This is a genomic window from Kribbella catacumbae DSM 19601 (assembly GCF_000372465.1).
GTDB lineage: Bacteria > Actinomycetota > Actinomycetes > Propionibacteriales > Kribbellaceae > Kribbella > Kribbella catacumbae.
Genome location: NZ_AQUZ01000040.1, coordinates 52885 through 79036, shown reverse-complemented (window position 1 = coordinate 79036; position 26152 = coordinate 52885). Strand labels below are relative to the sequence as shown.

Below are 26152 nucleotides of genomic sequence, written 5' to 3'. Positions count from 1 at the left end.
ACCAGTGGCTCCACACCCGGATGGCCGGGCTGAACCTGCGCCGCCTGCTCAACCTCGGCCTCACCCGCCACGGCGAAAGCTGGAACCTAGCCTGACCAGCACCCCCCGGGACCTGTCCACAGCCCCCAAGCGCCGCTCACACGCCCCATCACCGCATCCGCGCGAAGAACAACCACGCTACCGACCCCAGCGAACCGACCCACCACCGCACACACAGGCCCCTCCCGCGCTTCCCGCCCCCAAACCTCCCTTGTTCAGCAGGCTCCTAGCGGTACCCCGTGGTGTCGGCTGGCTTGCCCTGGGACTCCACCTCGACGATGTAGCGCCAGGCGTCGGGTTGGCTGCCGTCCAGGTCGGTGAAGCCGTAGACCTGCGCTAGCTCGCCACTGGACAGCGACTTGCCGTGGTAGCGCGACACCTCCGGGTCGGCGGCAAGCGCCGCCACCGCACGTCCGACGTACGACGGGCTCTCCGAGATCGCGAAGTGCGGGATCTTCTCGGTCGCGTCCCGCCAGTTCTCCTCGGTGACACCGAAGCCCTCGAGCATCGCCTCCGAGCGCAACCAGCCGGGGGTGAGCAGGATCGCGGTCGCGTCGTACGGCTTGAGCTCGTGTGCCAGCGCGAACGCCATCCGGCTGACCGCGCCCTTGGCGACGTCGTAGAAGAACGAGACGCGGTAGTTGGTCGCGTTGAACTCGTCCGTGCCATCCGTCATCTCGACGACCAGGCCGCCAGGCGTCCTGATCAGCAGCGGCAAGGCGAAGTGGCTGGTGATCGCGTGCGTCTCGACGCCGAGCCGGAACAGCCTGAGGCCGGCCTCGAGGTTCGACTCCCAGACGGACTTGTCCCAGTCCGGTTCGCCGGTCTGGCCCCAGATGTCGTTGACCAGGATGTGCAGCGCGCCCTGCTCGGCGTCGATCCGTTCGACCAGCGCCTTCACCTGCTCCGGCTCGGTGTGATCGACCTGGACTGCGATGCCGCGGCCGCCCGCCGCGTCGATCAGCTCGGCGGTCTCCTCGATCGTCTCCGGACGGTTCATCTCCGAGCGCTGCGCCCGGGTGGTCCTGGCCGTCACATAGACGGTCGCACCGGCGGCACCCAGCTCGACGGCGATCCCGCGCCCGGCGGCCCGGGATCCTCCGGTCACCAACGCCACCTTGCCCGCCAGTGGCTTCACGGTCTCCTCGGTCATCGACTGCCTCCCACGATAGCCATACGCTGTATGATTTATGTACCATACGACGTATGGTTAATACTGGCAAGCCGGGTCCGGGTCGAGCGGGTCGGCCGCGGGCGGGGGAAGAGCGGCTCAGCCGGCACGCGATCCTCGAAGCGGCGCTGCGGATCGTGGACGCCGAGGGGATCGAGGCGATGACGATGCGGCGGCTCGCCTCGACGCTCGGGGTGAACCCGATGTCGATCTATCACCACCTGCCCAACAAGGCGGCTGTTTTCGCCGGACTGGCCGAACTCGTCTTCGCCCAGCTGGAGTCTTCGCCGCCGGACGACAGCGTGCCCTGGCAGGAGGAACTGAAAGCCGCCGCCGGCGCCTACCGCGACGGGCTGCGGGCTCATCCGAATCTGGCGTTGCAGGTGCTCTCGGACACCTCCGCCGTCTCGGATGTCGTCGTGGTCACCGTCGAGCCGTTCTACCGCGCGCTCGATCGGGCGGGCGCGAAGCCGCGGCAAATCGTCGAGGCTGTGAACACGATCATCGACTTCATCCACGGCTTCAGCCTCGGCGAGGCGTCCGTACGGTCCGACACCTTCGACCTGGCCCCCGACCTGCTGGCACGCGTCAGCGCCTTACCCCCCGGCAAAGCCCCGACCCTGGCACGCGTCACCTCAGAACTGGGCCCCGAGGGCTTGCACTACGACTTCGACACCGGCTTCTCCACCGGAATCGACCTACTGGTCGCCGGCATCGAAACCCACTACCGCTTGTAGCGGCAGACGACCCGCACGTCCGGGCCAGGTGAGCGCCGTACGTTTGGACGGTTGTTGGGGCAGGTGAGCGCCGTACGTTTGGGCGGCTTTGGGGCAGGTGAGCGTCGTACATTTGGGCGGCGTTGGCCAGGCGACCGCCTGTACGTTCGGGCGGTTGTTGGGGCTTTAGGCCTTGGCTCAGGGCTGGCCTCGGATCGCGCTAGCGGAAACTGGTCCCACGGAGCGGATGCCTGCTGTGCCAGGGGTCGTAGCGGCACTGATAATCGGAGGCTCGGTGCGAGGCAGAGATGACGCGCGCCGCGACTAGCCCTCTGTGGCACCTGGAATCCCGAAACCCCGGAGGCTCTGCGATGCGCGCGAAGATCCTGTACGTCACCGATCTCACCTACCCGGCCCGCGGCCGGCGCTACGGCGACGAGGACTCGTTCCTCACCCGGCAGCTTCGCGACCACTTCGACCTGGCGCTGTGCCACCCGCTCGACGCCGTGGCGCTGATGGATCAGTTCGACGCCGTCATCGTCCGCAACTGCGGCCCGGTCCTGCATTTCCAGACCGAGTACGACGAGTTCCGGGCAGCCGCGGTTGCCCAGGGAACCCGCGTCTTCAACCAGCTCACCGGCAAGGCCGACATGATCGGCAAGCAGTACCTGGTGGAGTTGAACGACACCGGCCACCCGGTCATCCCGACCACCGACACCGACCCGTCGGCTCTTCCCGAGTCACCCGGGTACATCGTCAAGCCGAAGCTCGGCTCCGACTCGATCGGACTGCGCAAAGTCTCCCGTGACGAGCTGACCACCCTTTCTCTCGACGGGCTGCTCGCACAGCCCTTGATCGACTTCCAGTACGAGGTGTCCTTCTACTTCATCGACCGCGACTTCCAGTACGCGCTGTACACCCCCAATCCCGACCACCGCTGGGAGCTGGAGCCCTACGAGGCGACCGACGCCGATCTCGCCTTCGCCCAACGGTTCATCGACTGGAACGCCATCGACCACGGCATCCAGCGCGTCGACGCGTGCCGCACCACCTCTGACGAACTTCTCCTGGTCGAACTCGAAGACCTCAACCCCTTCCTGTCATTGGCCTTCACCACGGACACCAACCGCACTGCCTTCGTCAAACGCCTCGCCCTATCCGTCGGCAGTCTCCTCGACCTGTGAAGCCGGCGGCGGAAGAGCCGACGACGTGATCAGCGCGGTCAGGAACAGCGGGACGGTGAGCGCCACCACCAACGCCGGAAGCGCCAGCCAGAGCGAACCCAGCGCGAAGCCGACATAGACCACAACGGCGAAGACCTCGGCGAACAGCCCCGACACCGACGTCACCGTCGCTCGCGCCGGACCCGTGATGGCATCCTGCAGTCGTGCCTCGGCGACGATGATGACGAGCTGCATCACGCCATAGCCGACTGCGATCGGCACGAACCCCTGCGCCGTCCCGCTCAACGCACCCCACGCCAGCAATCCGGCAGACACCGCCAACCCGACCGCCAGCAGCCGCCCCCGCATCCGGTACGCCGGACCCGCGAGCGCGCCACCGATCGCCTGCGCGGCGACCGTACCGGCGATCAGCAACGGCACCAGTGTCGTCGAGGCGCCGATCTCCCTTGCCAGCAAGGGGAAGTACTCGTCAAAGGCAAGGAATCCACCCAACAGAGCCACCAGGGCAACGGCCTTGCGGACGGTGCGACTGGTCGCCACCTCGGTCAGTCCCGAGCGCAGCATCGCCGCATAGCGTCCGAGCGGGCCACCGCCGGCTCCTGGCTCCACCTCCTCCGTTTCGTCAGCCATGGCGACGCGTGCCGCCTCCGGCAAGGACAGAGCAACCGCCGCCTGGGCCAGGCAGCTGCACACGCTGACGGCACCCAGCAACGGGTAGCCACCAAGCTCATACAGCGGCGCTGCCAATGCGGTGGCCGCCAGGTTCATGACCAACGCAGCGGCCTTTCCCCTGCCGATCAGCCCGGCGTACCGATCGACGGCTCCGCGCGCGGCGAGTTCGTCGTACACGAAGGCTTCGAACGTGCCGGAGATCAGTGCCGAACTGATTCCCCAGAGCACGAAGCCGAACGCGAACCCGGCGTACGAGGGCACGACGATCCAGCTGGCGAACCCCAGGCCGCCGATGAGGGCGCCGAGCACCAGCAGTTTGCGTCGGGAGAAGACATCCGCCCAGGCACCGGAGGGCACCTCGAGCAGGAAGGCGGTCGTCGACCAGATGATGAACAGCGTCGAGACTTCGGACGCCGACAACCCGTGATCCGTGAACAGCAAGCCGTACACCGGGTACAACGGGATGAAGTCCTGCAACGCCTCGTAAGCGACGATGCGAACGGACAGACTACGAGGTACTGCGCTGGGTCGTTGCGGGTCAGGACGTCAAAGATGCGGGCTCGAATAGGTCATGCTTAAGAAGGTATCCGCGAAGCCCCTACCGGAACAGATCTTTTGTTCCTGGTGTGGATAAGTGCAGCACCTGGTACCGCGTCCCCGGCATGATCCCCGGTTCCCCACTCCACAAAGTGAAGTGCACCAGTTCCCACCGGGCCGGATCCACCGCGATCGCCGAACTGTGGACACCGGGCAGTTCGACGGTCCGTTTCAACCCATCCAAAGCGTCGGCGACCGGCCCAGCCGGATCCACCTCAGCCGGCAACTGCCACAAATTCTTCGTCGCAGCGACGGCAGGCTGATCCACCTCCGCCCCGGCCAATGCCTCGACACCGGTCCAGTGCCGCACGATCGGTCGCCCGAACGACTTGCAGATCCCGCTGAAGAACCCACCACCCCACAGGAACCGCCCCATCCCGGCTCCCTCGTTCCACAGATAGAACGGCGCGTACTGATTCACCACCGCCCCGTTCGCCTGATCCTGCACCAGATACGCCTTCACCCCCAGCCCCTCGAACTCATCCGTCCGATCCCCGAAGGTCTCCACCCGCCGCCGGATGATCCCCATGTCATAGTCCGCCGGCAACGTGATCTCGTACTGCATCGCGTACACAACCAACTCCTTCCTCGCCAGAACAAACATACTAGTAGGTACAGAGACCTTTCGGATCACCGCTGAGCGTTAAATGAGCGGCGATCCGGGCTCAGGTCCGCGAGGGTTGGGGCATGGGTGATGTGGGTGAGCGGGTTTGGCGGAAGGTGCCGGATGGGGTTCGGGAGGTGTTGGGTGTGGGGTTGAGTCCCTCGGAGTTGCAGACGGTTCTGCTTGGGGTTTGCCGGGATCGGGCGGCGGTGGTTACGCCGGCGCGGGTGATGCGGCGGTGGCGAGAGGATCGGTTCGTGCGGCCGTCCGGAGTTGATCCGCGGGCGCTGGTGAAGACCCAGGCGATGTTGTGGGAGCGGCTGCCGGAGCGGTTCGCGGGCGTGGAGTTGTCGCCGTTGGCGCCGTTGGGGACCTGCTCGGCTGTCGCGACCGTCGATCAGAACAAGATCGTCAGCACGATTCGCGGTACCGAGGTCGCGAGCGATCCGACCAACGAGCTCGCCATCGAAGCCGCCGTACGCCGTCGTGCCGGGCAGGCGCGGGTGGATCTGGCCGCCTGCCAGCGGGTGGTTCGTGCTCAGGCGGTCGACGGGCCGGGGATGTTCGCGCATTTCGAGCTGTTCGCGTTGGTGTCGAGTGCGCGCGACACCGGGTCGGGGCGGATCGAGGCGGAGATGCTGGTCGATCACCTGCGCTTCTGGCACGACGTCCTGGGCGATGAGGCGCGATTGACGTTCACCACGTTCGCGCAGTCCGCTGTACGGGAGCGGATCGACGACACCGTGCGGCCCGCGCTGAAGGCGGTGTTCGCCGAGGATCCCGAGCGGGACCAGGGATCGAACTACTACTCCGGTACTGCGCTCGGCATCGGCGCCGGTGACGCCGGACTGGGCGATGGCGGGTTCACGCGGTGGACCGCGGAACTGCTCGGGGACGCCAAGGAGCGCTGCCTGATCTCCTGTGTGTCGACCGAGCGGCTGACCGCAGTACTCAGCGAAGCTTGAGCAGGGCCGCTTCGGTGGGCGAGAAGCCGCACGCCTTCACGTAGAAGTCGGTCAGGTGCGGCTCGTAGTCGACGTGCAGCCACTCACAACCCGCCACCTTCGCCTCGGCAGCGGCGGCGAGCACCAGTTGCTTGCCGATGCCCTGGCGGCCGTACTCCGGGTGCACCGCGGTGTCGAGCACGAAGGCGTGCGCACCGCCGTCCCAGCAGACCTGGACGAAGCCGATCAGCTGATCGTTGCTAAAGGCACCTACCCAGGTGAGCGCGTGCCGCTCCAGCCGCGCCGCCCACGGCTGCACTTCCACCGTGGCCCCGAAGGCGAGTGCGTGCAACGTGGACAGCTTGGTGTCGTCGATCGGGAAGCGGATTCGGTAATCGGTCACGTTGCGGCTTCCGTACTGATCAGGACGACCGTGCTGTCGGCGGTCAACGGCAGGCGGTCGCGTGCCACTCGCAGGCCGGCCAGAGTGGCGGCTCCACTGGCGCCCGACGAGATCCCGGCTGCAGCGAGGTCTTCGACCGCCCGTAGCGCTTCTAGGTCCTCCACCGTGACGGCGGCGTCCAGACCAGCACGCAGTACCGGCCAGGCGAGGCTTGAGGGAGTGCCGCAGTTGAGGCCGGCCATCACTGTCTGGCCTGTGGACACAGTGACGAGCTCCCCCGCCTGGAGGCTGGCGGTGACGCAGGCGGCGCTTGCGGGCTCCACACCGAGCAGTGCCGGAGCGACGGGTCCGCTGCGGTAGTGAGTGACAGCTGCCTGAGCAATTGAGCCGACACCCATCGGTACTACGACCAGGTCGGGCTCGACGTCGATCTCGCGGAAGAGTGTGGAGTACCCGTCGACTATGTACTGCGGGATCAGCTGGTACCCGGGCCAGGCCGAGTCCTGGATCAACAAGCTGTCCCCCGTCGCCGCATCGGCTGCGGCAACCACCGCAGCGTCGTACGAGTCGTCGACGATGGTGACAGCGGCGCCTTCGGACCGGATGGCCTCGACGGAGCGCGCGCTGACCACGGCCGGGATGAACACGTGTGCCTTGAGGCCGAGCCTGGCCGCCATCCGGGCCACTGCTCGCCCGTGGTTGCCATCGGTTGCTGTGACCAGCTCAGCCGTACCCGGTTGATCCAGGAGAGCCCGGTGGATGGCCCACCAGGCTCCGAGTGCCTTGAACGCAGGCAGGCCGAGCCGCTGCGACTCGTCCTTCACCAGAACCCGCCCGACGGCCAACTCAGCCGCAAGAGCCGGTACTGCGGTCAGCGGCGTCGGCCGGTAGTCGGCAAGCGCCTGGTGGAAGGCAAGCACCTCGGCGGGCGCAGGCGTAGTACGCCACTGCCCTGCGGCCGGGTTGCTGTGCCAGAGCACGCCTAGGCGACCAGGGCGAACGCCTGGGCCGAAGTGGTGTGCGCGTTCGGCGAGGAGACAACCCGCTGCGGCGCCGACTCGGTCACGCGGATCGAGGCGGTCTGCAGGCGCACCGGCAGGGTCGAGCGGACCGCGGTGGCGAGGTCGAACTGCACCTCGGCCAGCAGGTCGGCGAGCTCGAGGTCCAGCGCGCGGCAGATCGCGGCGAGGATCTCCGAGGACGGCTCCTTGCGGCCGCGCTCGATCTCGGACAGGTACGGCACCGAGACCTGGGCCTGTTCGGCGAGCTCGCGCAGGGTGATCCCCCGCTCGCGCCGCAGCCGGCGGAAGACGTTTCCGATCACCTGGCGTAGTAGCACGTCTGGTCCTCCCGCTGTCGGTGTCCGTGGTCCTGTACCGAGTGTGCCACCCCGGCCGGGTCTGCGGTGGGCAGATCTGCCATGGGCAGATTCCTGGGACTCCCGGGCGCCGCGCGGCCACGCTGGAGGACATGAGCGAGACCACCGCACCGAATGCCCTCGACAACCACATCTATCAGCGCCTGCTCTGGCAGCGCATCATCGTGCTCGGCGACGAGCTGAAGGACGAGAACGCGAACGCCCTGTGCGCCCAGCTGATCCTGCTGAACGCCGAGGACCCGAAGGCCGACATCTCGCTCTACATCAACTCGCCCGGGGGTTCGGTCTCGGCCGGGCTGGCGATCTACGACACGATGAACTTCATCAGCAACGACGTCGCGACGTACGCGATGGGGCTGGTCGCCTCGATGGGACAGGTCCTGCTGGCCTGCGGGGCGGAGGGCAAGCGCTACTCGTTGCCGCACGCCCGGATCATGATGCACCAGCCGACCGGCGGGATGGGCGGTACGGCGTCGGACATCAAGATCCAGGCGGAGCAGTCGAAAGCGGCGAAGAAGGACCTGGCCAAGCTGCTGAGCGACCGCACCGGGCAGCCGGTGGAGCGGATCGAGGCCGACTCCGACCGGGATCGCTGGTTCACCCCGGAGCAGGCGAAGGAGTACGGAATCATCGACACCGTTCTCACCCACCCACCGGTGCCAGTACCGGCCTGAGACCGGGACGATGCCCGGGCGGAACCGGAGTGGCCAGCGCCCGGGACTGGGGGCAGAGTGGCCGGGCCTTGGGGCCGGGCGTTGTTGGCTTGAGCCAGCCCCGTGTCTGGCTCAAGCCGGATTCTGGCTAGCCCAGTGCCTGGGCGAGGTCGTTGGCGAGGTCGTCCGGGTCTTCCAGGCCGATGCTCAGGCGGAGCAGGTTGTCGTGCGGCTTGGCCTCGGCGGCGACCAGCCTGTGAGTGAGGCCGGCCGGGTGCTGGATGAGTGTGTCGACCCCGCCCAGCGAGACGGCGTGGGTGATGAGCTGTAGCGACGCTGCCACCCGGGCGGCAGCGTCGTACCCGCCTGACGTGCTGAAGGCGAGGACCGCGCCGGGGCCGGCCTGCTGGCGTCCGACAAGGCCATGTGGGTCGCACTCGGTCAGACCGGGGTAGTAGACCCGCTCCACGGCCGGGTGAGTGCTCAGCCAGTCAGCGAGCTTCTCCGCCGACGCCTGCTGCGCCCGGACCCGTACCGGCAACGTCTGCAGTCCCCTGTGCAACTCGTACGCCGCCAGCGGGTGCAGGAGGCCACCGGTGAGTGCACGGACCTGCCTGAGCCTGGCGGTCCAGTCGGCGTTCGCTGCGACTATTCCGCCCATCACGTCACCATGGCCGCCCAGGTACTTCGTGGCCGAGTGCATGACGAGTGTGGCGCCGTGCCGTGCAGGTTGCTGGAGTACCGGCGTCGCGAACGTGTTGTCCACAAGCACCGGTACGCCGTTGGCCTGGCGGACCGCGTCGGCGATGTCGACCAGCTCCACGGTCGGGTTGGCCGGGGTCTCGACCAGTACGAGTCCTGTGTCCGGGCGGAGGGCGTCGGCGATACCGCCGGGGGTGACCCAGCTGACCGTCGTACCGAGGAGGCCTGTGGATAACAGATGGTCCGAGCCGCCGTAGAGCGGGCGGACGGCGACTACGTGCGGGCGGCCTGCGACGACGGTTGCCAGCAGCGCTGCGGACAGGGCCGCCATGCCGGAGCCGAAGGCGACTGCGCCTTCGCAGTACTCCAACTCGGCGAGGGCCTCTTCCAGGCGGGCGACATTCGGGTTCCACAGGCGCTGGTAGACGAGGCTGCCGCCGTCGGGGCCGTTGCCGAGCGCCAGGGCGTCGTACGACGCTCCGCCGCTCGCGACGCCGGGCAGCGGGTAGGTCGTGGAGAGGTCGATCGGGGGGACGTGGACGCCGAGCGCGGTCAGGTCGTCGCGGCCGGCGTGCACGGAGCGGGTGTCCAGCTGGGTCATGGTCGCCTCCTCGGTGATGCGCTGAGGATGGAATCTTCTGCAGATTCGGCGCAATAGTTCCGAAGAAAATTCGTCCACAGGCTTGTCCACACGCTGTGGATTCTGTGGATGAGACTTACAGTGGGGGCATGCCGAAGGATCGTCGGACGCCTGGACCGGCCCCGCGGCCGGTACCCGCTGCGCTCGACGAGGTCGATCAGGAGCTGGTCCGGCTGCTGACCGCCGACGGCCGGATGCCGAACAACGCGCTCGCGGAAGCGACCGGAATCGCGCCGTCGACGTGCCTGACCCGCGTCCGCTCCCTGCGCGAGCGGGGGATCATCCGCGGCTTCCACGCGGACGTCGACCTGGCGGCACTCGGGCGGCCCCTGCAGGCACTGGTGGCGATCCGGATCGGCGCCCACTCCAGGGACGAGATCGACCGCTTCCGAACGGCGGCGCCGCGACTCCCCGGCGTCCTGTCGCTCTTCCATGTGAGCGGCGCCAACGACTACCTACTCCACGTGGCGGCCGCGTCGCCTGATGCTCTCCGAGATTTCGTCCTGGACCACCTGACCGCAGATCCCGCGGTAATCCACGCCGAAACCAGCCTCATCTTCGAACACGTCCGAGGCACTACTTCCTGACCTGTGCTCCCCCGCCTGATGCTGAGCACCCCGGACCGCCATCACACACCAAGCCCCACCACCGACCAGATCTCCCGATCCGCCACGCTCAACAGCACCCCCGCAAACCCACCCAGCCAGAGTTAGTGAGTGCTGCACGTCCGCACCTGTGGACAACTCCCGGCCAAGCGGCGTCGGCTGGATACGCTCAAGTTGGAAGGACAGTAGGCGAGGGGCTGCGCGGCTCTGCAGAGAGGCGGCTCTACCCGGACGTCAGCGGGGCATCAGGTTCCAGGCGGTGGCTAGGAGGGCGTAGGAGTGGCGGCGCTCGGTGGGGTTGTGGATGTTGGTGGTGATGATGAGTTCGTCGGCGCCGGCGGATTCGGCGCGGCGGGTCAGGTCGGCGGCTACCTGGTCGGGGGTGCCGACGGAGACCAGGCCTGCCCATTCCTCGACGGCGGCGCGCTCGGCGTCGGACCATGGGTAGGCGGCGGCTTCCTCGGGTGAGGGCAGCGGACCGGGGCGGCCCGAGCGGAGGCGGAGCATCGAGAGCTGGTTCGCGAGGCTCAGGGCCTGGGCGCGTTCCTCGGTCTCCGCGACGATCGCGGCGAGTGCCAGGATCGCGTGCGGCTCGGGCTGCTCGGGCGACGGCTGGAACGTCTCGCGGTAGGCGCTGCCGGCCGGGTCGAGGTTGCCGAAGTGGCCGGCGTAGGCGAATCCGGTTCCGAGGGCTGCGGCTGCTTGGCCGCCGTACGCGCTCGAGCCGAGGATCCAGACGGGTGGCAGCGGGACGTCGGCCGGCTGCGCGGAGATCGGGGCGAACGGGTGGCCGGCGGCGAAGCCCTCGGCGTACGCGCGCAGTTCGGCGTACTGGTCGGGGAAGTCGTCGGCGCTGAGGGCCTCGCGGCTGCGGCGGAGGGCCAGGGCGGTGCGCTGGTCGGTGCCGGGGGCGCGGCCGATGCCGAGGTCGATGCGGTCGGGGTACAGGCCGCCGAGGACGCGGAAGGTTTCGGCGACTTTGAGGGGTGAGTGGTTCGGCAGCATGATGCCGCCTGAGCCGACGCGGATCGCGGAGGTCGCGGCGGCTACGGCCGCGATCATAACCTCGGGGCTGGTGCTGACCACGCTGGGGATGTTGTGGTGTTCGGCCAGCCAATACCGGTGGTAGCCGGCTGCCTCTGCGCTGCGGGCAAGTGCCAGCGTCTCGTGGAGCGCCTGGGACGGTCGAGTCCCCGTCGGCACCGGCGAAAGGTCGAGCACGGACAGGGGCATCGGTTCAGGGCTCACGGTTAACGCCAACCGCCAGCTAACTCCGGCTATTCCGCCACCCAGGCCAGGCCGGGTACGGCGTGGTCAGGCGGGCTTTGGTGGATCAGGCGGGGTACGGCGTGGTCGGGCGGGCTTTGGTGGATCAGCTGGGGTACGGCGTGGTGGTGCGGGCCTCGCGGAGGGGGCGGGACCACCACGCCAGTTGGGTGAGCAGGGTCGCGGCGGCCAGTGGGGTGGTGGGGTCAGTGGGGGTGCCGTTGGGGGTGAACGGGTCGGTGGGCTGGTGGAAGCTGAGGGTTTCGCGGATGGTGACGGCGTGGAGTTCGCCGAAGACCTGGCGGAGTTGTTCGGCGGCGCGCAGGCCGCCGGAGCGTCCGCCGTACACGATGAAGGCGACGGGTTTGGCGTACCAGGGGCGCCGTACTGCGTCGATCGCGGTCTTCAGGTCGCCGGGGTAGCCGTGGTTGTACTCCGGGCAGATGATCACGATCGCGTCCGCCTCGTCGATCCGGGCAGGGAGCTCGGTCAGTGGGGTTCGTTCGAGGTCGATCAGGTCGAGCTTGAACTCGTCTCGCCCGTCGACCTCCCGCCCGAACCACTCGGCCAGCACGGTGCTGAACCGGCCCGGCTCGGAGTTCCGGACGAGGAGCGCCAGCCGGAGCGGATGAATGGTCACCGTGCCGACGCTAGAACCTCAAGACGAGTTGAGGTCAAGCGCGACCGGTCGGAGACACAGCGGCAAAGGCCGGATGCGGTAAAGTAAGGGATTTGTGGCTACTACCAGAGCAATTGTCTGGGAACCAACGTTGCGCAGTTTATCACGAGGGGTTTGAATTGCTGAATCCGGTCCAGGCTGAACAGGTCTATCTGACGACTTTCTACGCGACGCTCGACCGTGAGCGCGTGCGGACGGAGGGGCGTCGGCAGGACGAGCAGGTCGCCGGTACGCGGAACGCGCAGGCCCTGCATCAGCGCGACGGCCGGGTTCGCGACCTGAATGCGCGGCTGTCCCGGCTGAACGCGGCCGAGGAAGGTCTGGCGTTCGGGCGGCTCGACGACGAGCACGGTGAAGTGCTGCACATCGGCCGGATCGGATTGCACGACGAGGACTACGAACCGCTGCTGGTCGACTGGCGTGCACCCGCGGCGCGGCCGTTCTACATCGCGACAGCGGTGGTGAACGAGGGCATCGTCCGCCGCCGGCACATCCAGACCCGGCTGCGTCAGGTGGTCGACGTCCAGGACGAGCAGCTCGACTTGGACCGGACCGCGGACGGCGCGTCCCAGCCCGGTACCGGCGTGGTCGGCGAGGCGGTCCTGCTCAGCGCGCTGGAGGCCCGGCGTACCGGCACGATGGAGTCGATCGTGCGTACGATCCAGGCCGACCAGGACCGGATCATCCGCTCCGACCTGGCCGGTGTACTCGTCGTCCAGGGCGGTCCGGGGACCGGTAAAACCGCAATCGCATTGCACCGGGCTGCTTTCCTGCTCTATACCCACAGAACCCAACTGGAAAAGCGCGGAATTCTTGTAGTCGGCCCCAATTCCACCTTCTTGAAGTTCATCGGCCAGGTGCTGCCGTCACTCGGCGAGGACGGCGTCCGCCTGGTCACCATCGCCGAGCTGTACCCCGGGCTGACCGCGACCCGTCCCGAGCCCGCCGAGGTGGCCGAGGTCAAGGGCCGCGCGGCGATGGCCGAGGTGATCGAGACCGCGGTCGCCGACCGCCAGTGGGTGCCGGCCGAGCCAATCGAGCTGACCGTCGACCGGACCGTACTGCGGCTGGAACCGTCCGTCGTCGAGGAGACCCGCGCCAGGGCCCGCGCTCGGCGGTTGACGCACAACCAGGCTCAGCCCTTCTTCACCACTGACATCGTCGACCAGCTGACCTCGCAGTACGCCGATCTCATCGGCGCTGACCCGCTCGGCGGGGAGAACCTGCTCGACGAGTACGACCTGGAGGAGTTGCGCAAGGAGGTCGTGGCCGAGCCCGCAGTCCGGGCGGTGCTTGAGCGGCTCTGGCCGGTGCTCAGCCCGCAGCAGTTGCTGGTCGACCTGTACGGCGACGAGGAGCGGCTCACGTCGGCCGCGCCGCAACTCAGTCCGCTCGATCGGGAGCACCTGCTCCGGTACGGCGATGACTGGAGCCCAGCCGACGTACCGCTGCTCGACGAAGCGGCGGAGCTGCTCGGCGACGACGGGCGCGACCTGGCGCGTGAGCGGGCGGAGCGGGCCCGGGCGATCGCGTACGCGCAGGGGTCGCTGGATGTGCTGGCCGGTTCGGCTTCGACCGACTTCGACGAGGACGACGAGGCGGAGGTGTTGTCGGCGAAGGACATCCTCGACGCCGAGGCGCTGGCGGCTCGCTACGAGGCCGACGATGATCGCACGCTGGCCGAGCGGGCTGCGGGCGACCGGCGGTGGACCTACGGGCACGTGATCGTGGACGAGGCGCAGGAGCTGTCACCCATGGCGTGGCGGGCGATCGCGCGGCGCTGTCCACTGCGCTCTATGACGCTCGTCGGCGACGTAGCCCAGACAGGTGCCGCCGGTGGTGGCACCAGCTGGCGACAGGCGTTGGAGCCGTCCTTCGGGGACCGGTGGCGACTGGCTGAGCTGACGATGAACTACAGGACGCCCGCCGAGGTGATGGAGCTCGCTGCCGACGTACTGCGTGAGGTCGACCCGACAGCGAAGGCGCCTCGGTCAGTGCGATCCACCGGGGTGAAGCCCTGGCACCTGGACGTCCCGGCGGCGGAGCAGGCGACGTACGTGAGCAAGATGGCGCACGAGGAGATGCAGTACGGGCAGGTCGGCGTGATCACGTCCCGGCACCGCCTGGAACTCGTGCAGGAAGCGGTCGGCGACGTACAAGGCGTCACGGTGCTGACAGTGGCCGGGGCGAAGGGCCTCGAGTTCGACTCCGTCCTGGTCGTCGACCCCGACGGCATCCTGATCGAGTCGCCCCGCGGCCTCCGCGACCTGTACGTCGCCCTGACCCGCTGCACCCAACGCCTCGGCGTCGTCGGCCCGCTCCCAGAGGTCCTGCAGAAGTCAGCCGCCTGGGCTGGCTAGTGGTCGGCGCAGCATTTCTGTTGGTGCTCGAGTTCGAAGGGGATCAGTACTCCGCCTGCGGCCGGCTGGACCAGGAGGACTACCCGGCTGTTGCGGCGGATCGGGCGGATGTAGTCGCGGGTGTCGACCAGTGTGGTGTCGTCGACGGCGAGTCCGCCTAGTGCTTCCACCTGGTCGATTCCGCAGCGGGCGCGGAGCTCTGCAGCAGTTAGGGTGCCTCGGGCGTTCTCCTGACCGGGGAAGGCGACCAGGCGGCCCGCAGTACCGAGTGCTGTTTCTACTGCGGCCACATAGGCGCCGCGGACCAGTTGGCTCGGGCCTGCGACGTCCGGCTCGGCAGCACCCGGGCGGATGATCGCCGAGCCGACATCGTGAGTGAGCGCCGCCTGGTCGAAGTCCCCCGGCGTACTGATGGAGACGGCCAGGTGGCCGCCCGGCACCACGTGGGTGCAGGCGACTACCGGGCCTGTCACGGACTCCAGCAGATCGTGGAGGACATGCTCGGCCCCCACGGTGTCTGCGGAGTCCGCATCGACGGCGATGATCACTTTGTCGGAAGCACCCAGATCGGGTTCGTGTAGAACCACAGGTCCGCCCACGGGTCAGCGTCGCCGACTACGTCCAGCTTCGGGCCGGCCGGGTCGATCGTTGCGCCGCGGTAGCCCGGCTGGCTGCGGTTGCCGTCCGTACCGCGCACGCGCACGTAGTACGGAGCCTCCGCCTTGCCGAGCGGCAGTACGAGCTCGAAGGTGCCGCGCTTGCCGGAGGTGTCCCACTGCCGGACGACCTTGGTGTCGGGAGCCGTGAAGCTGTCCCGGTCGGTGACAGCGCCCTTCACCGAGCCGACGATCGCGTCGACCCGGTTGAGTGACGGCACGAAGTTGGACCAGTTCGGCATGATCTGCGCGGTGATCCGTACGACGAGCTCGACCGCGCGTCCCCGGCGTACGTGCAATGCCCCACCCAGCGGTTCGCCGTACCGCTTGCCAACCTCGCGGACCTCGACCTCGACACCCCTGACGAGCGCTCCGTGGTCGACCCACATCCGGCCGTTGCGCAGACCCTCCATCACCGACAGGTAGTCGCGACGGTCGGCGCCGACGTGCGTGCGGCTGTAGTAGCCGGGCCAGAAGTCACCTGCCGTTCGGTTGACCGTGTTTCCGTACACCGGATCCATGTAGCGGCCGTCGCGCTCGAACTGGGCCTGGTCCGAGCCGTCAGGACGGCGGGAGGTCTCGTTCCAGTTCACGTGCGAGTCGGAGTTCGCGCTGATCCACCAGGGCTTGCCCTCGGCGAGCAGGCTGTCCCAGAGGCCGCCGACGGTCGCGGTCATCCAGTCGAAACCACCCCACGTCCGGTACGACTCGGGCGGGTAGCCGGGGAACGAGTTGGCGTTCGACGCGTTGCCGTAGAAGCCACGGGCACTCCCCGCACCGATGGCCGCGGGCAGACCGGCGGCCTGGTGGCCGGGCGCACCCTCGAAACCGATGGCGATCCGCGGGTCGGCGTCGCGCCAGTTGCGGATCTCGTGCGGGCTGTCGATGCCGTTGCGGGCCGGGTGGTTCGCCAGGAACAACGCGTCCTGGACCCGACGGCGGTCAACCTGTTGACCCAGCCACTGGATGCCCGACACCGCGAGCGCCTCGTTGGCCGGATTGTTGCCTCCGGCCCCCTTCACGCCGCCGTCGTAGCTGTTCTCGAACTGCTTCAGTACTTCGACCTCACGGCTGCCCGGCGCGACGAAGACCGTGCCGTGCTCGGCGGCCGGGATGTTCCACTCCAGGCCCTGGAAGATCAGCGTGTTCTTCAGCTCGGTCCGGGCCGCCTTGATCTGCGGGTTGACCAGGTCGACGCCGATCCGGGCATGGGTCGCGCCACCGTGGTCGGTGATGACGAGCCAGTCGAGCCCGTACGCCGCCGCGTGGCGGGCCTGGTCGATCACCCGGTACATGCCGTCGGAGCTCAGCTGGGTGTGGATGTGGTGGTCACCGGCCAGCCAGACGTTCGGCCGGTTGCCGGGCTTGAACACGTGGGTGCTCGGTGTGTGCGCGGCGGCGAGCTGTGCGCCCGAGACGGCGAGCGCGGCGGTGCCACCGAGGATGCCGGCCGAGCGGAGCAGACTGCGGCGGGACAGCTCCGCCGGCGAGAGGTCGGTGTCCGGGATCGACTCGTCCAGCGCCGCGGTGGTGGCCACGTCCAGCTCGGTGTTCGGGTGGTGGTGGTCATGACCGTGGCCGTGCCCGTGTCCATGACCGTGGCCGTGCCCGGCCTCGTCGTGATGGCTGTGGCCGTGGCCGTGGGTGTGTCCCATCGTGCTTCCTCTCGGATAGCGGAATCCGGCGGGATCATCGCCTTTCCGGATGACATCCAGGTGTTGTCCGGATGAACCCCCGCCGCCGCTCCTTGCCGGCAAACCCCTTGTTTTGCGACGATGTCGCATTTACCGGTGCTGTTACGGTGAGGCCCAGTGAAACGGTCTCTGTGGGTGATCTGTCTGTCTGCTGCTCTGGTGATCACCGGCAGCGGACTGATCGTGCTCACAGCCACTGGCGCGTTCGACCGGTCCGAGTCGAGCAAGTCGGCTGGGCCGGCGCCGACGACGAGTGCTCCCTTGACCGTGCCGGGCGAGCCGAGTACCACCGCAACAAGCGCACCGCCGCGGCCGGCCAGCACCACCACGCGGTACGTGTTCCCCGTCGGTGGATGCCGGGCGGACGCCTCGCAGAGTCATCATGACTATCCGGCGTCGGACATCTTCGCGGCTAAGGGCTGCAAGTTCGTTTCGCCGGTCGACGGGCGGGTGGACGAGGTGAACCGGGTCGACAGCTGGGACCCGAAGACCAACGTCGGGCGCGACCGTGGCGGCTTGTCGGTGTCGGTGGTCGGTGTCGACGGGGTCCGGTACTACGGCTCGCACCTGTCCGCCGTCGGAACGGACATCAAGCCCGGCCTGGCGGTGCGAGCCGGGCAGACGCTCGGACTGACCGGCAACACCGGCAGTGCGCGGGTTACGCCGCCGCATCTGCATTTCGGGATCAGCTGGACGACTCCGGCCGGGCACTGGTGGATTCGGCGGGGTGCTGTGTCACCGCAGGCGTTCCTCAACGCGTGGCATGACGGCCGGCAACTCTCACCGGTCTCGATGGTTGCTAAGGGCAAGCGCGCGTACGGCGTCGAACGCGGCTGCCGCTCATATTGCTAGCGGAGGCTCCGGAAGAACGTGCGGATGTCATCCACCAGCAGGTCAGGGGCTTCGAGCGCGGCGAAATGACCGCCCCGCGAGTACTCCGCCCAATGCGTGAGGTGGTGCTCGCGTTCGAGGATGTGCCGCATCGCCGGATCGGTCGGGAAGACGGCCACCCCGGTCGGCACGCCACTCGGCCGAGCCGGTTCGGCGACTCGGCTTTCGTAGTACAGGTTGGCCGAGGTGGAGCTGGTGTTGGTGAACCAGTAGATGGAGACGTCGGCCAGCAGGTGATCCAGCGTGACGGCATCCTCGGGGAGCGGCCGGGCCGGGTCGGTCCAGTCGTGGAACTTCTCCAGGATCCAGGCGAGCTGGCCCACCGGCGAGTCGCTGAGGGCGAACGAGACGGTCTGCGGCTTGGTCGACTGCAGTACGGCGTACCCGGTGCCGGTCGCGCGGATGTGCTCGGCCGTCGCGAGCTTGGCCTGATCGGAGTCGCTGAGGTTGTCGAAATCACCGGGCCCGGCGTTCGGGAACGCTAGACCACCATTGATGTGTACGCCGATGACGCGGTCCGGGGCCAAGTGCCCGACGAGGGGTGAGACCACCGATCCTGTGTCGCCGCCCTGAGCGCCGTACCGGTCGTAGTCGAGGCGATCCATCAGCTCGACCCAAGCGCGGGCGATGCGCGCGTAGTCCCAACCCGACTCCAACGGCACCGAGAACCCGTGCCCGGGGACCGACGGGGCGACCACGTGGAACGCGTCAGCGGCGTCGCCGCCGTACCGGCGCGGGTCGGTGAGCGGTCCGATCACCTCGAGAAACTCAGCAACCGATCCCGGCCAGCCATGCGTCAGGAGCAGCGGGACGGCCGCCGGCTCGGGTGAGCGCGCGTGCAGAAAGTGGACGGTCTGCGCATCGATCCTCGTCGTGTACTGCGGTATCGCGTTGAGCCGCTTCTCCCAGGCTCGCCAGTCGAAGTCCAGCCAGCGCGCCACCACCCCGCGCAGGTAGTCCACCGGTACTCCGCGGTCCCATCCCGCGGCCGGCAACGATCGCGGCCAGCGCGTCGCGCGGAGGCGGTGGTGCAGGTCGTCGACGGCGTCCTGCGGGATGCCGATCTCGAAGGGAGTGAGCACATGCCGTCCAAGTGGTCTAGACAGGTTTGTTGGCGGTGGGGTGCTGAGCTCCAACAATGAAGGCTCCTGACCGCCAGCGGGAGGTTCTCCGATGAAGTCATCCGGTCGCAAAGTACTCGGTGTTCTGATTGCCGCGTCTTGTGTCGCCAGTCTGACCACCTACCGGTCCAACCAACCCGCCGCGGCCGAGCCCGCGGCCGCAACCCAGCTGTGGACCGCGCGGGCCTCCACGCACCTGTTCCCCGACTCGCTCCCGTCCGACAGCGGGGCCGGTCACGCGATCCAACTGGATGCGGCACGGAACGAGTTCGAGGCCGGGCAGGTCGCGATCCGTCGCGGCACGGCGTTCACGATCAAGCGCGTCAGCTTCACCCCCGCTCCGCTCCGGGCTGCACCAGATCGCCGCGTCGGACCTGTCCGCCAACTACGTGAAGTTCACCCCGCTCAACCACAACTCGGTGTTCGGCGGCAAGGACTACGTCTACGCGCCGAGCCGTCCCGCACCCGACGACTTCCCCGACGGCCTGTCGAACGCGCCGACCACCACGGTCGCGGCGAACAAGACGCAGCCGATCTGGGTTCGCGTCCACGTTCCGAAGACCGCCGCCGGCGGGACGTACCGCGGCGTAGTACGGGTGGAGACCGATCATGGGACGTTCAGCGTGCCGCTGTCGGTGAATGTCCGCGCCGTGACCATTCCGGACGCGAAGGACAGCGGGTTCACCGATGTGGAGTGGACGTTGTTCTTCGGCACCGTCTCCCATCAGGAGCCGCCGGTCGAGACGATGCTCGCCAACCACGGCTTCTCCCCCTTCACGCCGAAGTGGTGGAAGCTGATGGAGGACTACGCCAACCTGCGCAGGGACTACCGGAACAACAACCTGACGTTGCCGATGACAACCTTGCTGCTGCAGAGCGGGACCAAGGTCGGTGCCGATGGCAAGGTTCAGTTCGACTGGTCCGCGATCGACCAGGTGGTGAAGTTCTTCATGGCCCGGGGCACGGTCAGCCGACTGGATCAACCAGTACGTCGGTGCGCTGCGTGAGCATGTCAAGGCCAAGGGCTGGGAGAAGATCTGGTGGATGCACGTCGGCGACGAGCCGCAGGGCGCCTCCGGCCGGGACGGCTGGAACGGCATCTTCGACAAGGTGAAGGCGGTCTGGCCGGACGTCAAGATCGGTGACGCGACCTTCCACGACCCGGTCGCCAGCGAGGTGGCCAAGCGCGAGGACATCACCATCCCGAACCTGCTCAACTACGAGTGGAAGCCGCAGGCGTTCGACGAAGCACGGGCCCAGGGCAAGGATCTGTGGCTGTACAACTGCAACATCCCGACGCAGGGATTCCTGAGCCGCTTCGTCGACCAGCCGGAGTACTACCAGCGCCTGATCGGCTGGCTGGCCGCGGCCCGGAACGCGAACGGCCATCTGCACTGGGCCTTCAACAACTGGAACATCTCGATGGACGACCAGGACGTGAAGGGCGACTTCTGGGTGGTCAACCCGGACCGCGAGCGCAACCTGCTCGAACGCACCCTGCGGCTGGAGTCGATGCGGGACGGGATCGAGGACTGGGAAGTCGTCACCATCCTGAAGAAGACGCATCCGGACCTGGCGACCGACTTGGCCAAGGCCTTGGCCAGTAGTCCGGGCACGTTCACCGGCGATGTCACCTTCCTGGATCGTATCCGGGCGCTCGTGCTCGACGCGGCGGCGGGTAAGCCGCTGGCGGTGCGCGACCTGGCTCAGACGATCAAGACGGGAGCGGCGGCCGACCTCGGTGCGCAGTACCAGGTGGACGGGGTTTATCTGCGCTGGGGCGCGGGGCAGCCGGCGGAGTACACGATCCAGACGTCGTACGACGGCGTGAGCTGGGTGGATGCGGCGCGGCGTACCGCGGCGAACGGTGGCGAGGACTTCGTCGGGATCAACGGGAAGGCGCGGTACGTGCGACTGAAGTCGGCGGCGCCCGAACTGCTCAGCTTCAAGGTGGCCGGACCGCGGCTCACGCGGCAGAACCTGGTCGGCGGGAAGACGTACACGAAGTCGTGGACGCCACCGGCTCGCTTCCCCGACTCGACCGGGCTGGAGTCGACCGACGGGGTGATCGCGGACAACTGGGGTGATGGGCGCGACTACGCGATCCAGGGCGCGGCCGGCGAGAAGAAGGCGTTCGACGTGAGCTTCGACCTGGGCGGCTCGAAGACCGTCCGCGAGGTGCAGGTCCAGGGATATGTCGAGTACTCCGGTTACCGGCCGGACACCGTGCAGGTGCTGACGAGCGACGACGGTACGAACTGGACGGCCCGCGGCGCCACCCTCACCCGCCCGAACGATGCCTCGGGCAACCGCTGGGAGATCGAGTTCGCACCGGTCGAGGCGAAGCACGTGAAGGTCGCCTTCACCCGGACCTTCATCCCCAGCGCCGACGGCGTCTTCCTGGACGACATCGAGATCTACTGACGGTCACCCACCTGATCATTCGCCCCCTTTTCACCCTCTAGGCCAGCGGTTAGTGAGCGTTTGATGAGAACGAGGGTGAAAGGGGGCGAATGATCAGGTTCGGGCGGTCAGCGGTTGGTTGGCGTAGTACTCCGGCTTGAGCTGGATCAGCTGGACATAGTTGCCGTCGGGGTCGATCAGGGTGGCGAAGAAGCCCACCCCGCGGTCCTCGGGTTCGACCAGCCAGTCGACGTCGAGGGTGCGGAGGTGGGCGGCGGTCTTCTCGATGTCCTCGACGGAGAAGTTGACGATCACCCGCCCGGGCTCGATCGTCTTGGCGTCGACGTCGTCACGTTGCTCGACGATCAGGCCGAAACCACCGAGATCCAGATTGCCGTAGCCGTCGGTCTCAGCGTGGAAGCCGTCGCGGTACCACGCTTTGAGACGGTCGGGGTTGGTGCTGCCGAGCAGCATGCTGTTCAGAACGGGCCGGTCCATGATCTCTCCGCTTCCGAGCCGTCGATCGGCTCACGACCGGTACGTCGGAGTCGCCGTACCGGGCTCGACATCGAGACAGAAAAACGTCCGCACCGGAGGACCAGGCGGTCACGGTGCGGACGGTGAAGGTTCTTCAGGCGCTACAGCTTGGTGGTTCACTCAGGCGCATTTCCGAGGGATTGAGGGCGGCAGGCGAGGGGCAGATCGCCCGCTCTCGCTTGCCGCCGATCAGTCGTTTCAGCGGGGTGCTACATCCCACATGCGCTCGCCGGGCAGGGGGTCGGGGAGCCGGTCGACGGCGGGCATCGGGTCGTTGGTGACCCGGAGTCCGGCGAAACGGCGGCTCATGGCATGTGCGTACCGCTCGGCCAACGCCGGCTCGGCGTTGTAGTCGGCGATCACGTGCTCACCGAACCAGACTCGTACGCGTCGGCGCTCAGACGTCTGGGTGGCGGTGGCGGTTGTCACTTGTCCTCCATGCAGTTCGAGGGGTGGTCGGCCTTCGTACGCGGAGCGAGCGCGGTGCCGGTGCGCCGTGTGTTCACCGTCACGTCAGATCCAACGGACGACGGGAACGGAAGGTCACGCTCGAAATCTGGGCAATTGTCCAGAGGTTCGTCACCAGCTTCGAAGACCTGTTCGGTTAGAGCTGGAGACGCAATTCATAGCGTTTCCTCAGGTACGACACGCCGAGGCGACCTGACCGCCTCCGTAGGCTGGACGAGTGACCATCGAAGACGCTGGGACCAAGACCTTGGCGGTTCCCGACCGGGTCGTCAGGCCGACCGGGATCGCCACCGTCCAAACCGAACATTTGATCGGCGACATCGGCGACGCCCTCCGCCTGCTGGACGCCGTGGAGCGGGTCCGCGGCCATGCGCACCCGCTGATCCTCGGCCTGCAGGACGCGGTCGGGATCAAGATGCCGGCCGCGCTGGTGCTGAGCGCGATCTCCAACGGCCGCGACACCGCCGACGCGGTCGCCGCCCAGGTAGGCACCACGACCGGCGAGGCCGAGCTCGCCATCGCCGAGCTGGCGGCACTCGGCCTGGTGCGCACGTCGCCGGCCCTGACCGTGACGGGCCTCGGTCAGGCTCGTCTGTCCCAGCTGGACGGTCTGACCGTCCGAGTCCTCGACGTAGTCACCGGCATCCTCGGCCCAGCCGACGCCGCCCAACTGATCCGCCTGCTCCACACAGTCGCCGACGGCCTGGAGTCCGCCGTCATGACCGACCAGCTTCCACCAACAATCCTCCACAACTGATCCCCCGCCCGCTGCCGGTACGGCGTACCGGCAGCGCAGGCTCTCCCTGATGTCGAAGCGGCGCGATCGGCGCCGACGTACCCGGTGAGAGGCACCCCCACGGTGCCACCGGACAGGGAGTGAAGAGATGTTCAAGGCAACCAAGGCCTTCAGTGGCTTCTCGGTGGACGACATCCCAGCGGCGCGGACGTTCTACGGCGACACGCTCGGCCTCGACGTGAGCGAGGAGAACGGGATGCTCCAACTCCGGATCGCCGGAGGCATCCCGATCCTCGTCTACCCCAAGGACAACCACACGCCCGCGGAGTTCACCATCCTGAACTTCCCCGTCGCCGACATCGAGGCGACCGCGCGCGAACTCAGCACGCGCGGCGTCACCTTTGAGCGATACGGCGGCGACCAGGACGAACTCGGCATCCACCGGGGCGAGGGCCCGCTGATCGCCTGGTTCAAGGACCCGGCGGGCAACGTGCTCTCGATCATCGAGCTCTGAGGTTCAGACGTCCTTGGCGACGTCGAGCATTTGGGCCAGGGCGGTTCGACTAGCTGGTCTGTGTTGAGTCGTCGTACTGGCCGATGGTGCCCTTGTAGCGCTGGCCGTTCAGGTATGGCCAAGAGTAGGCGGTGCAGCCGTGCAGGCCGAGGGTCTGCTGCTCCATCACGGGCGCAGGGCGGCCCGGACCAGGGCAGAGCTCGTGGCCGCGGCCGAGGCGATGACCGGTCTCGTGGTTGATCATGTACTGCCGGTACGTCGCCAGGCTCGCGCCGTAGTTCGGTACTCCTTTGGCCCAGCGAGCCACGTTGAGGACGACGCGATCGCCGATCCGGCAACTCGTGTACTGGTCGAAGCTGCCACCGCAGATCGTGTCGCGGGTGGCGGGAGTGACGAGCATCAGCCGGTAGTCGGCCGCCTCGCCGGGACCGACCTGGCGGAACCGGTAGAGACCGCCGGAGGCCCAACCCTGCGGTGCCCCGTAGGTCTCGCGGACGAACCTGGCGAAGGCCGGGCGGTCGATGCCCTTGATGCCACCCTCGATCGCGATCTGGAAGGTGAACACCCTGCCGGCCGTGCCGATCGCGGCGGGATCACCGAGGCGGCGGCCGGTCGCTCTGGGTAGCCGTGGCGGGCGAAGGGGCTGGCCGGCAGTTGGTACAGCGCTCCCGCCGCGACCGCTGCTGCGATCCCCAGGGCGGCGATCCTCGTCTTGCGCATCAACTGCTCGTCACCCCGCGCTCCGGTTGAACGCGTCCTCACCCCGTTCTTGTCTGAAGAGCCAAAACCCCTTCTCCGCCGCCGTACCCCCACGGGCGGAGAGCGAATCTCCAGCTGCCGGATTCCGGCCCGGACGTATTCCAGCAGACGACGGAACGGGCGCTTTCAGCGAGTGATTCTCAGCCGCTGCGCCGGGAAGGTGCTGTCGACGAATCCGAGCGCCCGGTACAGGCCGTCGCCTTGCTCGGTGGCGTGCAATTCGATCTGACCGGCCTCGGTCTCGTCGCGGTACCAGTCGAGCAGCGCGATCACGCAGGCCCGGGCCAGCCCCCTGCGCCGGAAGGCTGGTTCGGTGCTGACGTTGTAGAGGTGGCCGCGGGTGGTGGTCAGATCCCTCGGGCTCGGTGGATGGATGTTGACGTTGCCCACTGCGCAGGCCACCACTCCGGCTGCGGGATCGTCGACTACGAAGGCGGCGAAGGTCTCCGGCGAGGCGAGCCCTTCGGCGAAGTACCGGAGGGCGGGCTCCCGCCAGGGCGCGTCCTCGGCGCCGATGTCCAGGCCCATCGCGTCGAGCATCAACGCTCGCAGTCGCACCAAGGCTTCGGCGTCGTCCGGTTTGGCCCGGCGTACCTCGATCTCAGTCACCTGTTCATCATCTCGCCGGCATCAAGGTCTACTGCACGCGGTCGGCCAGAAAGGCTTCCCAGGTGTGGGTGCCGGTGGCGTGGTCGGGGGCGAGGTTGATGCCGGTCCGGAAGGCGCGGGCGCCCTTGCCTGGCAGGTGGAGCGGCAGCATCGGGCGACGGCGACCGGCGGCCGCGAGGTAGGAGCTGACGATCTCTCTGAGCGTGTAGATCTTCGGTCCGGCGATGTCGGCGACGAGGCCGGCCGGTTCGCCCTGGACGAGTTCCACCAAGCGGGCGGCGACGTCGCGCGGGTCGATCGGCTGGACCCGGAAGCCGCTCGGCACCGGTGCGACCGGCAGCTTCGTCAGTGCCTTGGCCAGGGTCAGCACGAGGTCGTTGAACTGGGTAGCGCGGACGGTCGTCCAGGGCAGCCCGGAGTCGGCGATCACCTGCTCGGCGCCGCGCTTGAACCCGAAGTACGCGAAGGATTCCTGGTCGGCGCCGACGACGGAGATGTAGACGATGTGCGGGCGGCCTGACTTGGTCGCTGCCTTCACCAGCGTGCGGGCTTTGTCGTCATCACCCTTGGCGTCGCCGGCCAGGTGCAGGATCGTGTCGACGCCGGCCACCGCGGCGTCGATTCCCTCGCCGGTGGCGAGGTTGCCGAGGACGTACTCGATGCCGTCGGTGGCTTCATGCTCGCTGCGGCTGAGCACCCGGACCTTGAAGTCGGCAGCCCGCAGCAGGGGCGTGACGAGGCGGCCGAGGGTTCCGGTGCCGCCGGTGACGAGGACGGTTGCGGTCATGAGCTGTCTCCTGGGAGTCGGACCGGTTTCCCGATCGGTGGCCGCTGTTCTCGCGGCTGTACTTGTCCGACTCGCACCGGCTCGCGAATGTGACAACAACGTCCCGGTGGTGAAGCTGGTGGATGTCGCACGACGGGCCCAGGTCTCGGTGACAACCGTCTCCCACGTCCTGAACGAGACGCGGTTCGTCGCGCCGGATCGGGGTTGGGGAGGACTTTCACCGTAGCCGGGGAGGATCTTCGCCGGATCCGGGGGCAATAGCCTCCTCCAGTCTCCCTTTCGACCCGGCTGTGCGGGACTGGAGGCGTCTTTGAGCACCGGCTAGTCGGCGTACCGACGGGTAGGCGGCTGGCGGGTGCCCAAA

General features: G+C 67.9%; 29 protein-coding genes. 12 read left to right on the top strand and 17 right to left on the bottom strand.

The window, feature by feature from the left end; genetic code table 11:
- Nucleotides 1–265: 265 nt before the first annotated feature.
- Nucleotides 266–1192, bottom strand: a complete 927-nt coding sequence (locus A3ES_RS0132100) for an SDR family oxidoreductase (protein ID WP_020390950.1) — start codon at nucleotides 1190–1192, stop codon at nucleotides 266–268.
- A 53-nt stretch (nucleotides 1193–1245) separates the two neighbouring features.
- Between A3ES_RS0132100 and A3ES_RS0132095 the strand changes: the two genes are divergently transcribed.
- Both A3ES_RS0132095 and A3ES_RS0132090 read left to right on the top strand, forming a co-directional pair.
- Nucleotides 1246–1947: a TetR/AcrR family transcriptional regulator gene (locus A3ES_RS0132095; RefSeq protein ID WP_083933848.1), complete on the top strand. Its 702-nt coding sequence runs from the start codon at nucleotides 1246–1248 to the stop codon at nucleotides 1945–1947.
- A 350-nt stretch (nucleotides 1948–2297) separates the two neighbouring features.
- A complete protein-coding gene (locus A3ES_RS0132090) occupies nucleotides 2298–3110 on the top strand; it encodes an ATP-grasp domain-containing protein (protein WP_020390948.1) in 813 nt (270 codons plus the stop codon).
- On the opposite strand, the gene A3ES_RS49170 is transcribed toward A3ES_RS0132090, so the two are convergent.
- Both A3ES_RS49170 and A3ES_RS0132080 read right to left on the bottom strand, forming a co-directional pair.
- Nucleotides 3081–4259, bottom strand: coding sequence for an MFS transporter (locus tag A3ES_RS49170; RefSeq protein ID WP_020390947.1), 1179 nt, complete (start codon nucleotides 4257–4259; stop codon nucleotides 3081–3083). The genes A3ES_RS0132090 and A3ES_RS49170 overlap by 30 nt on opposite strands.
- A gap of 121 nt (nucleotides 4260–4380) precedes the next feature.
- Nucleotides 4381–4944 (bottom strand): DUF4865 family protein, encoded by a 564-nt coding sequence (locus tag A3ES_RS0132080; protein ID WP_202806643.1) that lies wholly within the window; start codon nucleotides 4942–4944, stop codon nucleotides 4381–4383.
- A gap of 296 nt (nucleotides 4945–5240) precedes the next feature.
- On the opposite strand from A3ES_RS0132080, the gene A3ES_RS49165 reads away from it, so the two are divergent.
- A complete protein-coding gene (locus tag A3ES_RS49165; RefSeq protein ID WP_020390945.1) occupies nucleotides 5241–5948 on the top strand; it encodes a hypothetical protein in 708 nt (235 codons plus the stop codon).
- Here A3ES_RS49165 and A3ES_RS0132070 read toward each other — a convergent pair.
- From A3ES_RS0132070 to A3ES_RS0132060, 3 genes are read right to left on the bottom strand one after another with little or no spacing between them, the layout of a single operon-like run.
- A complete protein-coding gene (locus tag A3ES_RS0132070; RefSeq protein ID WP_020390944.1) occupies nucleotides 5935–6330 on the bottom strand; it encodes a GNAT family N-acetyltransferase in 396 nt (131 codons plus the stop codon). The two genes, A3ES_RS49165 and A3ES_RS0132070, sit on opposite strands and share 14 nt — an antisense overlap.
- Complete coding sequence (locus tag A3ES_RS0132065; protein ID WP_040456047.1) at nucleotides 6327–7310, bottom strand: pyridoxal-phosphate dependent enzyme; 984 nt, start codon at nucleotides 7308–7310, stop codon at nucleotides 6327–6329. The genes A3ES_RS0132070 and A3ES_RS0132065 overlap by 4 nt, the downstream gene beginning before the upstream one ends.
- A gap of 2 nt (nucleotides 7311–7312) precedes the next feature.
- Nucleotides 7313–7669, bottom strand: a complete 357-nt coding sequence (locus tag A3ES_RS0132060; protein ID WP_020390942.1) for a helix-turn-helix domain-containing protein — start codon at nucleotides 7667–7669, stop codon at nucleotides 7313–7315.
- 122 nt (nucleotides 7670–7791) lie between these two features.
- Between A3ES_RS0132060 and A3ES_RS0132055 the strand changes: the two genes are divergently transcribed.
- Nucleotides 7792–8382 (top strand): ClpP family protease, encoded by a 591-nt coding sequence (locus A3ES_RS0132055; protein ID WP_272944655.1) that lies wholly within the window; start codon nucleotides 7792–7794, stop codon nucleotides 8380–8382.
- A gap of 127 nt (nucleotides 8383–8509) precedes the next feature.
- On the opposite strand, the gene A3ES_RS0132050 is transcribed toward A3ES_RS0132055, so the two are convergent.
- Nucleotides 8510–9664, bottom strand: coding sequence for a trans-sulfuration enzyme family protein (locus A3ES_RS0132050; RefSeq protein WP_020390940.1), 1155 nt, complete (start codon nucleotides 9662–9664; stop codon nucleotides 8510–8512).
- Between the two features lie 128 nt (nucleotides 9665–9792).
- Here A3ES_RS0132050 and A3ES_RS0132045 point away from each other — a divergent pair, with 128 nt between their 5' ends.
- The gene (locus tag A3ES_RS0132045; RefSeq protein WP_020390939.1) at nucleotides 9793–10290 is read left to right on the top strand and encodes an Lrp/AsnC family transcriptional regulator; all 498 of its coding nucleotides are present in this window, start codon (nucleotides 9793–9795) and stop codon (nucleotides 10288–10290) included.
- A 252-nt stretch (nucleotides 10291–10542) separates the two neighbouring features.
- Here A3ES_RS0132045 and A3ES_RS0132040 read toward each other — a convergent pair whose 3' ends face one another.
- Entirely contained in the window at nucleotides 10543–11541 is a 999-nt protein-coding gene (locus tag A3ES_RS0132040) for an LLM class flavin-dependent oxidoreductase (protein WP_020390938.1), read from the bottom strand.
- Between the two features lie 139 nt (nucleotides 11542–11680).
- Nucleotides 11681–12214: an NADPH-dependent FMN reductase gene (locus tag A3ES_RS0132035; RefSeq protein WP_020390937.1), complete on the bottom strand. Its 534-nt coding sequence runs from the start codon at nucleotides 12212–12214 to the stop codon at nucleotides 11681–11683.
- A 158-nt stretch (nucleotides 12215–12372) separates the two neighbouring features.
- On the opposite strand from A3ES_RS0132035, the gene A3ES_RS0132030 reads away from it, so the two are divergent.
- Nucleotides 12373–14613 (top strand): HelD family protein, encoded by a 2241-nt coding sequence (locus A3ES_RS0132030; RefSeq protein ID WP_020390936.1) that lies wholly within the window; start codon nucleotides 12373–12375, stop codon nucleotides 14611–14613.
- Here A3ES_RS0132030 and A3ES_RS0132025 read toward each other — a convergent pair.
- Nucleotides 14610–15161, bottom strand: a complete 552-nt coding sequence (locus tag A3ES_RS0132025; protein ID WP_020390935.1) for a hypothetical protein — start codon at nucleotides 15159–15161, stop codon at nucleotides 14610–14612. The genes A3ES_RS0132030 and A3ES_RS0132025 overlap by 4 nt on opposite strands.
- Nucleotides 15158–16924: a PHP domain-containing protein gene (locus A3ES_RS0132020; protein WP_020390934.1), complete on the bottom strand. Its 1767-nt coding sequence runs from the start codon at nucleotides 16922–16924 to the stop codon at nucleotides 15158–15160. Before A3ES_RS0132020 ends, A3ES_RS0132025 begins: the two co-directional genes overlap by 4 nt.
- A gap of 156 nt (nucleotides 16925–17080) precedes the next feature.
- Between A3ES_RS0132020 and A3ES_RS49160 the strand changes: the two genes are divergently transcribed.
- On the top strand, nucleotides 17081–17815 hold the full coding sequence (locus tag A3ES_RS49160; protein WP_020390933.1) for a M23 family metallopeptidase: 735 nt from the start codon (nucleotides 17081–17083) through the stop codon (nucleotides 17813–17815).
- Here the strand turns inward: A3ES_RS49160 and A3ES_RS0132010 are convergent.
- Nucleotides 17812–18936 (bottom strand): epoxide hydrolase family protein, encoded by a 1125-nt coding sequence (locus A3ES_RS0132010; protein ID WP_020390932.1) that lies wholly within the window; start codon nucleotides 18934–18936, stop codon nucleotides 17812–17814. The genes A3ES_RS49160 and A3ES_RS0132010 overlap by 4 nt on opposite strands.
- Before the next feature lie 389 nt (nucleotides 18937–19325).
- Here A3ES_RS0132010 and A3ES_RS0132000 point away from each other — a divergent pair, with 389 nt between their 5' ends.
- Nucleotides 19326–19982 (top strand): glycoside hydrolase domain-containing protein, encoded by a 657-nt coding sequence (locus tag A3ES_RS0132000; protein ID WP_420323159.1) that lies wholly within the window; start codon nucleotides 19326–19328, stop codon nucleotides 19980–19982.
- Nucleotides 19954–21399 (top strand): glycoside hydrolase domain-containing protein, encoded by a 1446-nt coding sequence (locus A3ES_RS0131995; RefSeq protein WP_337587777.1) that lies wholly within the window; start codon nucleotides 19954–19956, stop codon nucleotides 21397–21399. The genes A3ES_RS0132000 and A3ES_RS0131995 overlap by 29 nt, the downstream gene beginning before the upstream one ends.
- A gap of 93 nt (nucleotides 21400–21492) precedes the next feature.
- On the opposite strand, the gene A3ES_RS49155 is transcribed toward A3ES_RS0131995, so the two are convergent.
- A complete protein-coding gene (locus tag A3ES_RS49155; protein ID WP_020390928.1) occupies nucleotides 21493–21876 on the bottom strand; it encodes a VOC family protein in 384 nt (127 codons plus the stop codon).
- Nucleotides 21877–22113: 237 nt separating this feature from the next.
- Nucleotides 22114–22344, bottom strand: coding sequence for a hypothetical protein (locus A3ES_RS0131985; protein ID WP_012924486.1), 231 nt, complete (start codon nucleotides 22342–22344; stop codon nucleotides 22114–22116).
- A gap of 256 nt (nucleotides 22345–22600) precedes the next feature.
- On the opposite strand from A3ES_RS0131985, the gene A3ES_RS0131975 reads away from it, so the two are divergent.
- Nucleotides 22601–23140 (top strand): hypothetical protein, encoded by a 540-nt coding sequence (locus A3ES_RS0131975; protein WP_020390927.1) that lies wholly within the window; start codon nucleotides 22601–22603, stop codon nucleotides 23138–23140.
- A 127-nt stretch (nucleotides 23141–23267) separates the two neighbouring features.
- On the top strand, nucleotides 23268–23633 hold the full coding sequence (locus A3ES_RS0131970) for a VOC family protein (protein WP_020390926.1): 366 nt from the start codon (nucleotides 23268–23270) through the stop codon (nucleotides 23631–23633).
- A 49-nt stretch (nucleotides 23634–23682) separates the two neighbouring features.
- Here the strand turns inward: A3ES_RS0131970 and A3ES_RS49150 are convergent, their stop codons facing one another.
- The 3 genes from A3ES_RS49150 to A3ES_RS0131955 form a co-directional block, all read right to left on the bottom strand.
- Entirely contained in the window at nucleotides 23683–24216 is a 534-nt protein-coding gene (locus A3ES_RS49150; protein WP_083933846.1) for a DUF3152 domain-containing protein, read from the bottom strand.
- A gap of 302 nt (nucleotides 24217–24518) precedes the next feature.
- Nucleotides 24519–25001 (bottom strand): GNAT family N-acetyltransferase, encoded by a 483-nt coding sequence (locus A3ES_RS0131960; protein WP_020390924.1) that lies wholly within the window; start codon nucleotides 24999–25001, stop codon nucleotides 24519–24521.
- Between the two features lie 28 nt (nucleotides 25002–25029).
- Complete coding sequence (locus A3ES_RS0131955) at nucleotides 25030–25788, bottom strand: SDR family oxidoreductase (protein WP_020390923.1); 759 nt, start codon at nucleotides 25786–25788, stop codon at nucleotides 25030–25032.
- On the opposite strand from A3ES_RS0131955, the gene A3ES_RS57260 reads away from it, so the two are divergent.
- A complete protein-coding gene (locus tag A3ES_RS57260; protein WP_083933844.1) occupies nucleotides 25787–26014 on the top strand; it encodes a LacI family DNA-binding transcriptional regulator in 228 nt (75 codons plus the stop codon). The genes A3ES_RS0131955 and A3ES_RS57260 overlap by 2 nt on opposite strands.
- Nucleotides 26015–26152 lie beyond the last annotated feature (138 nt).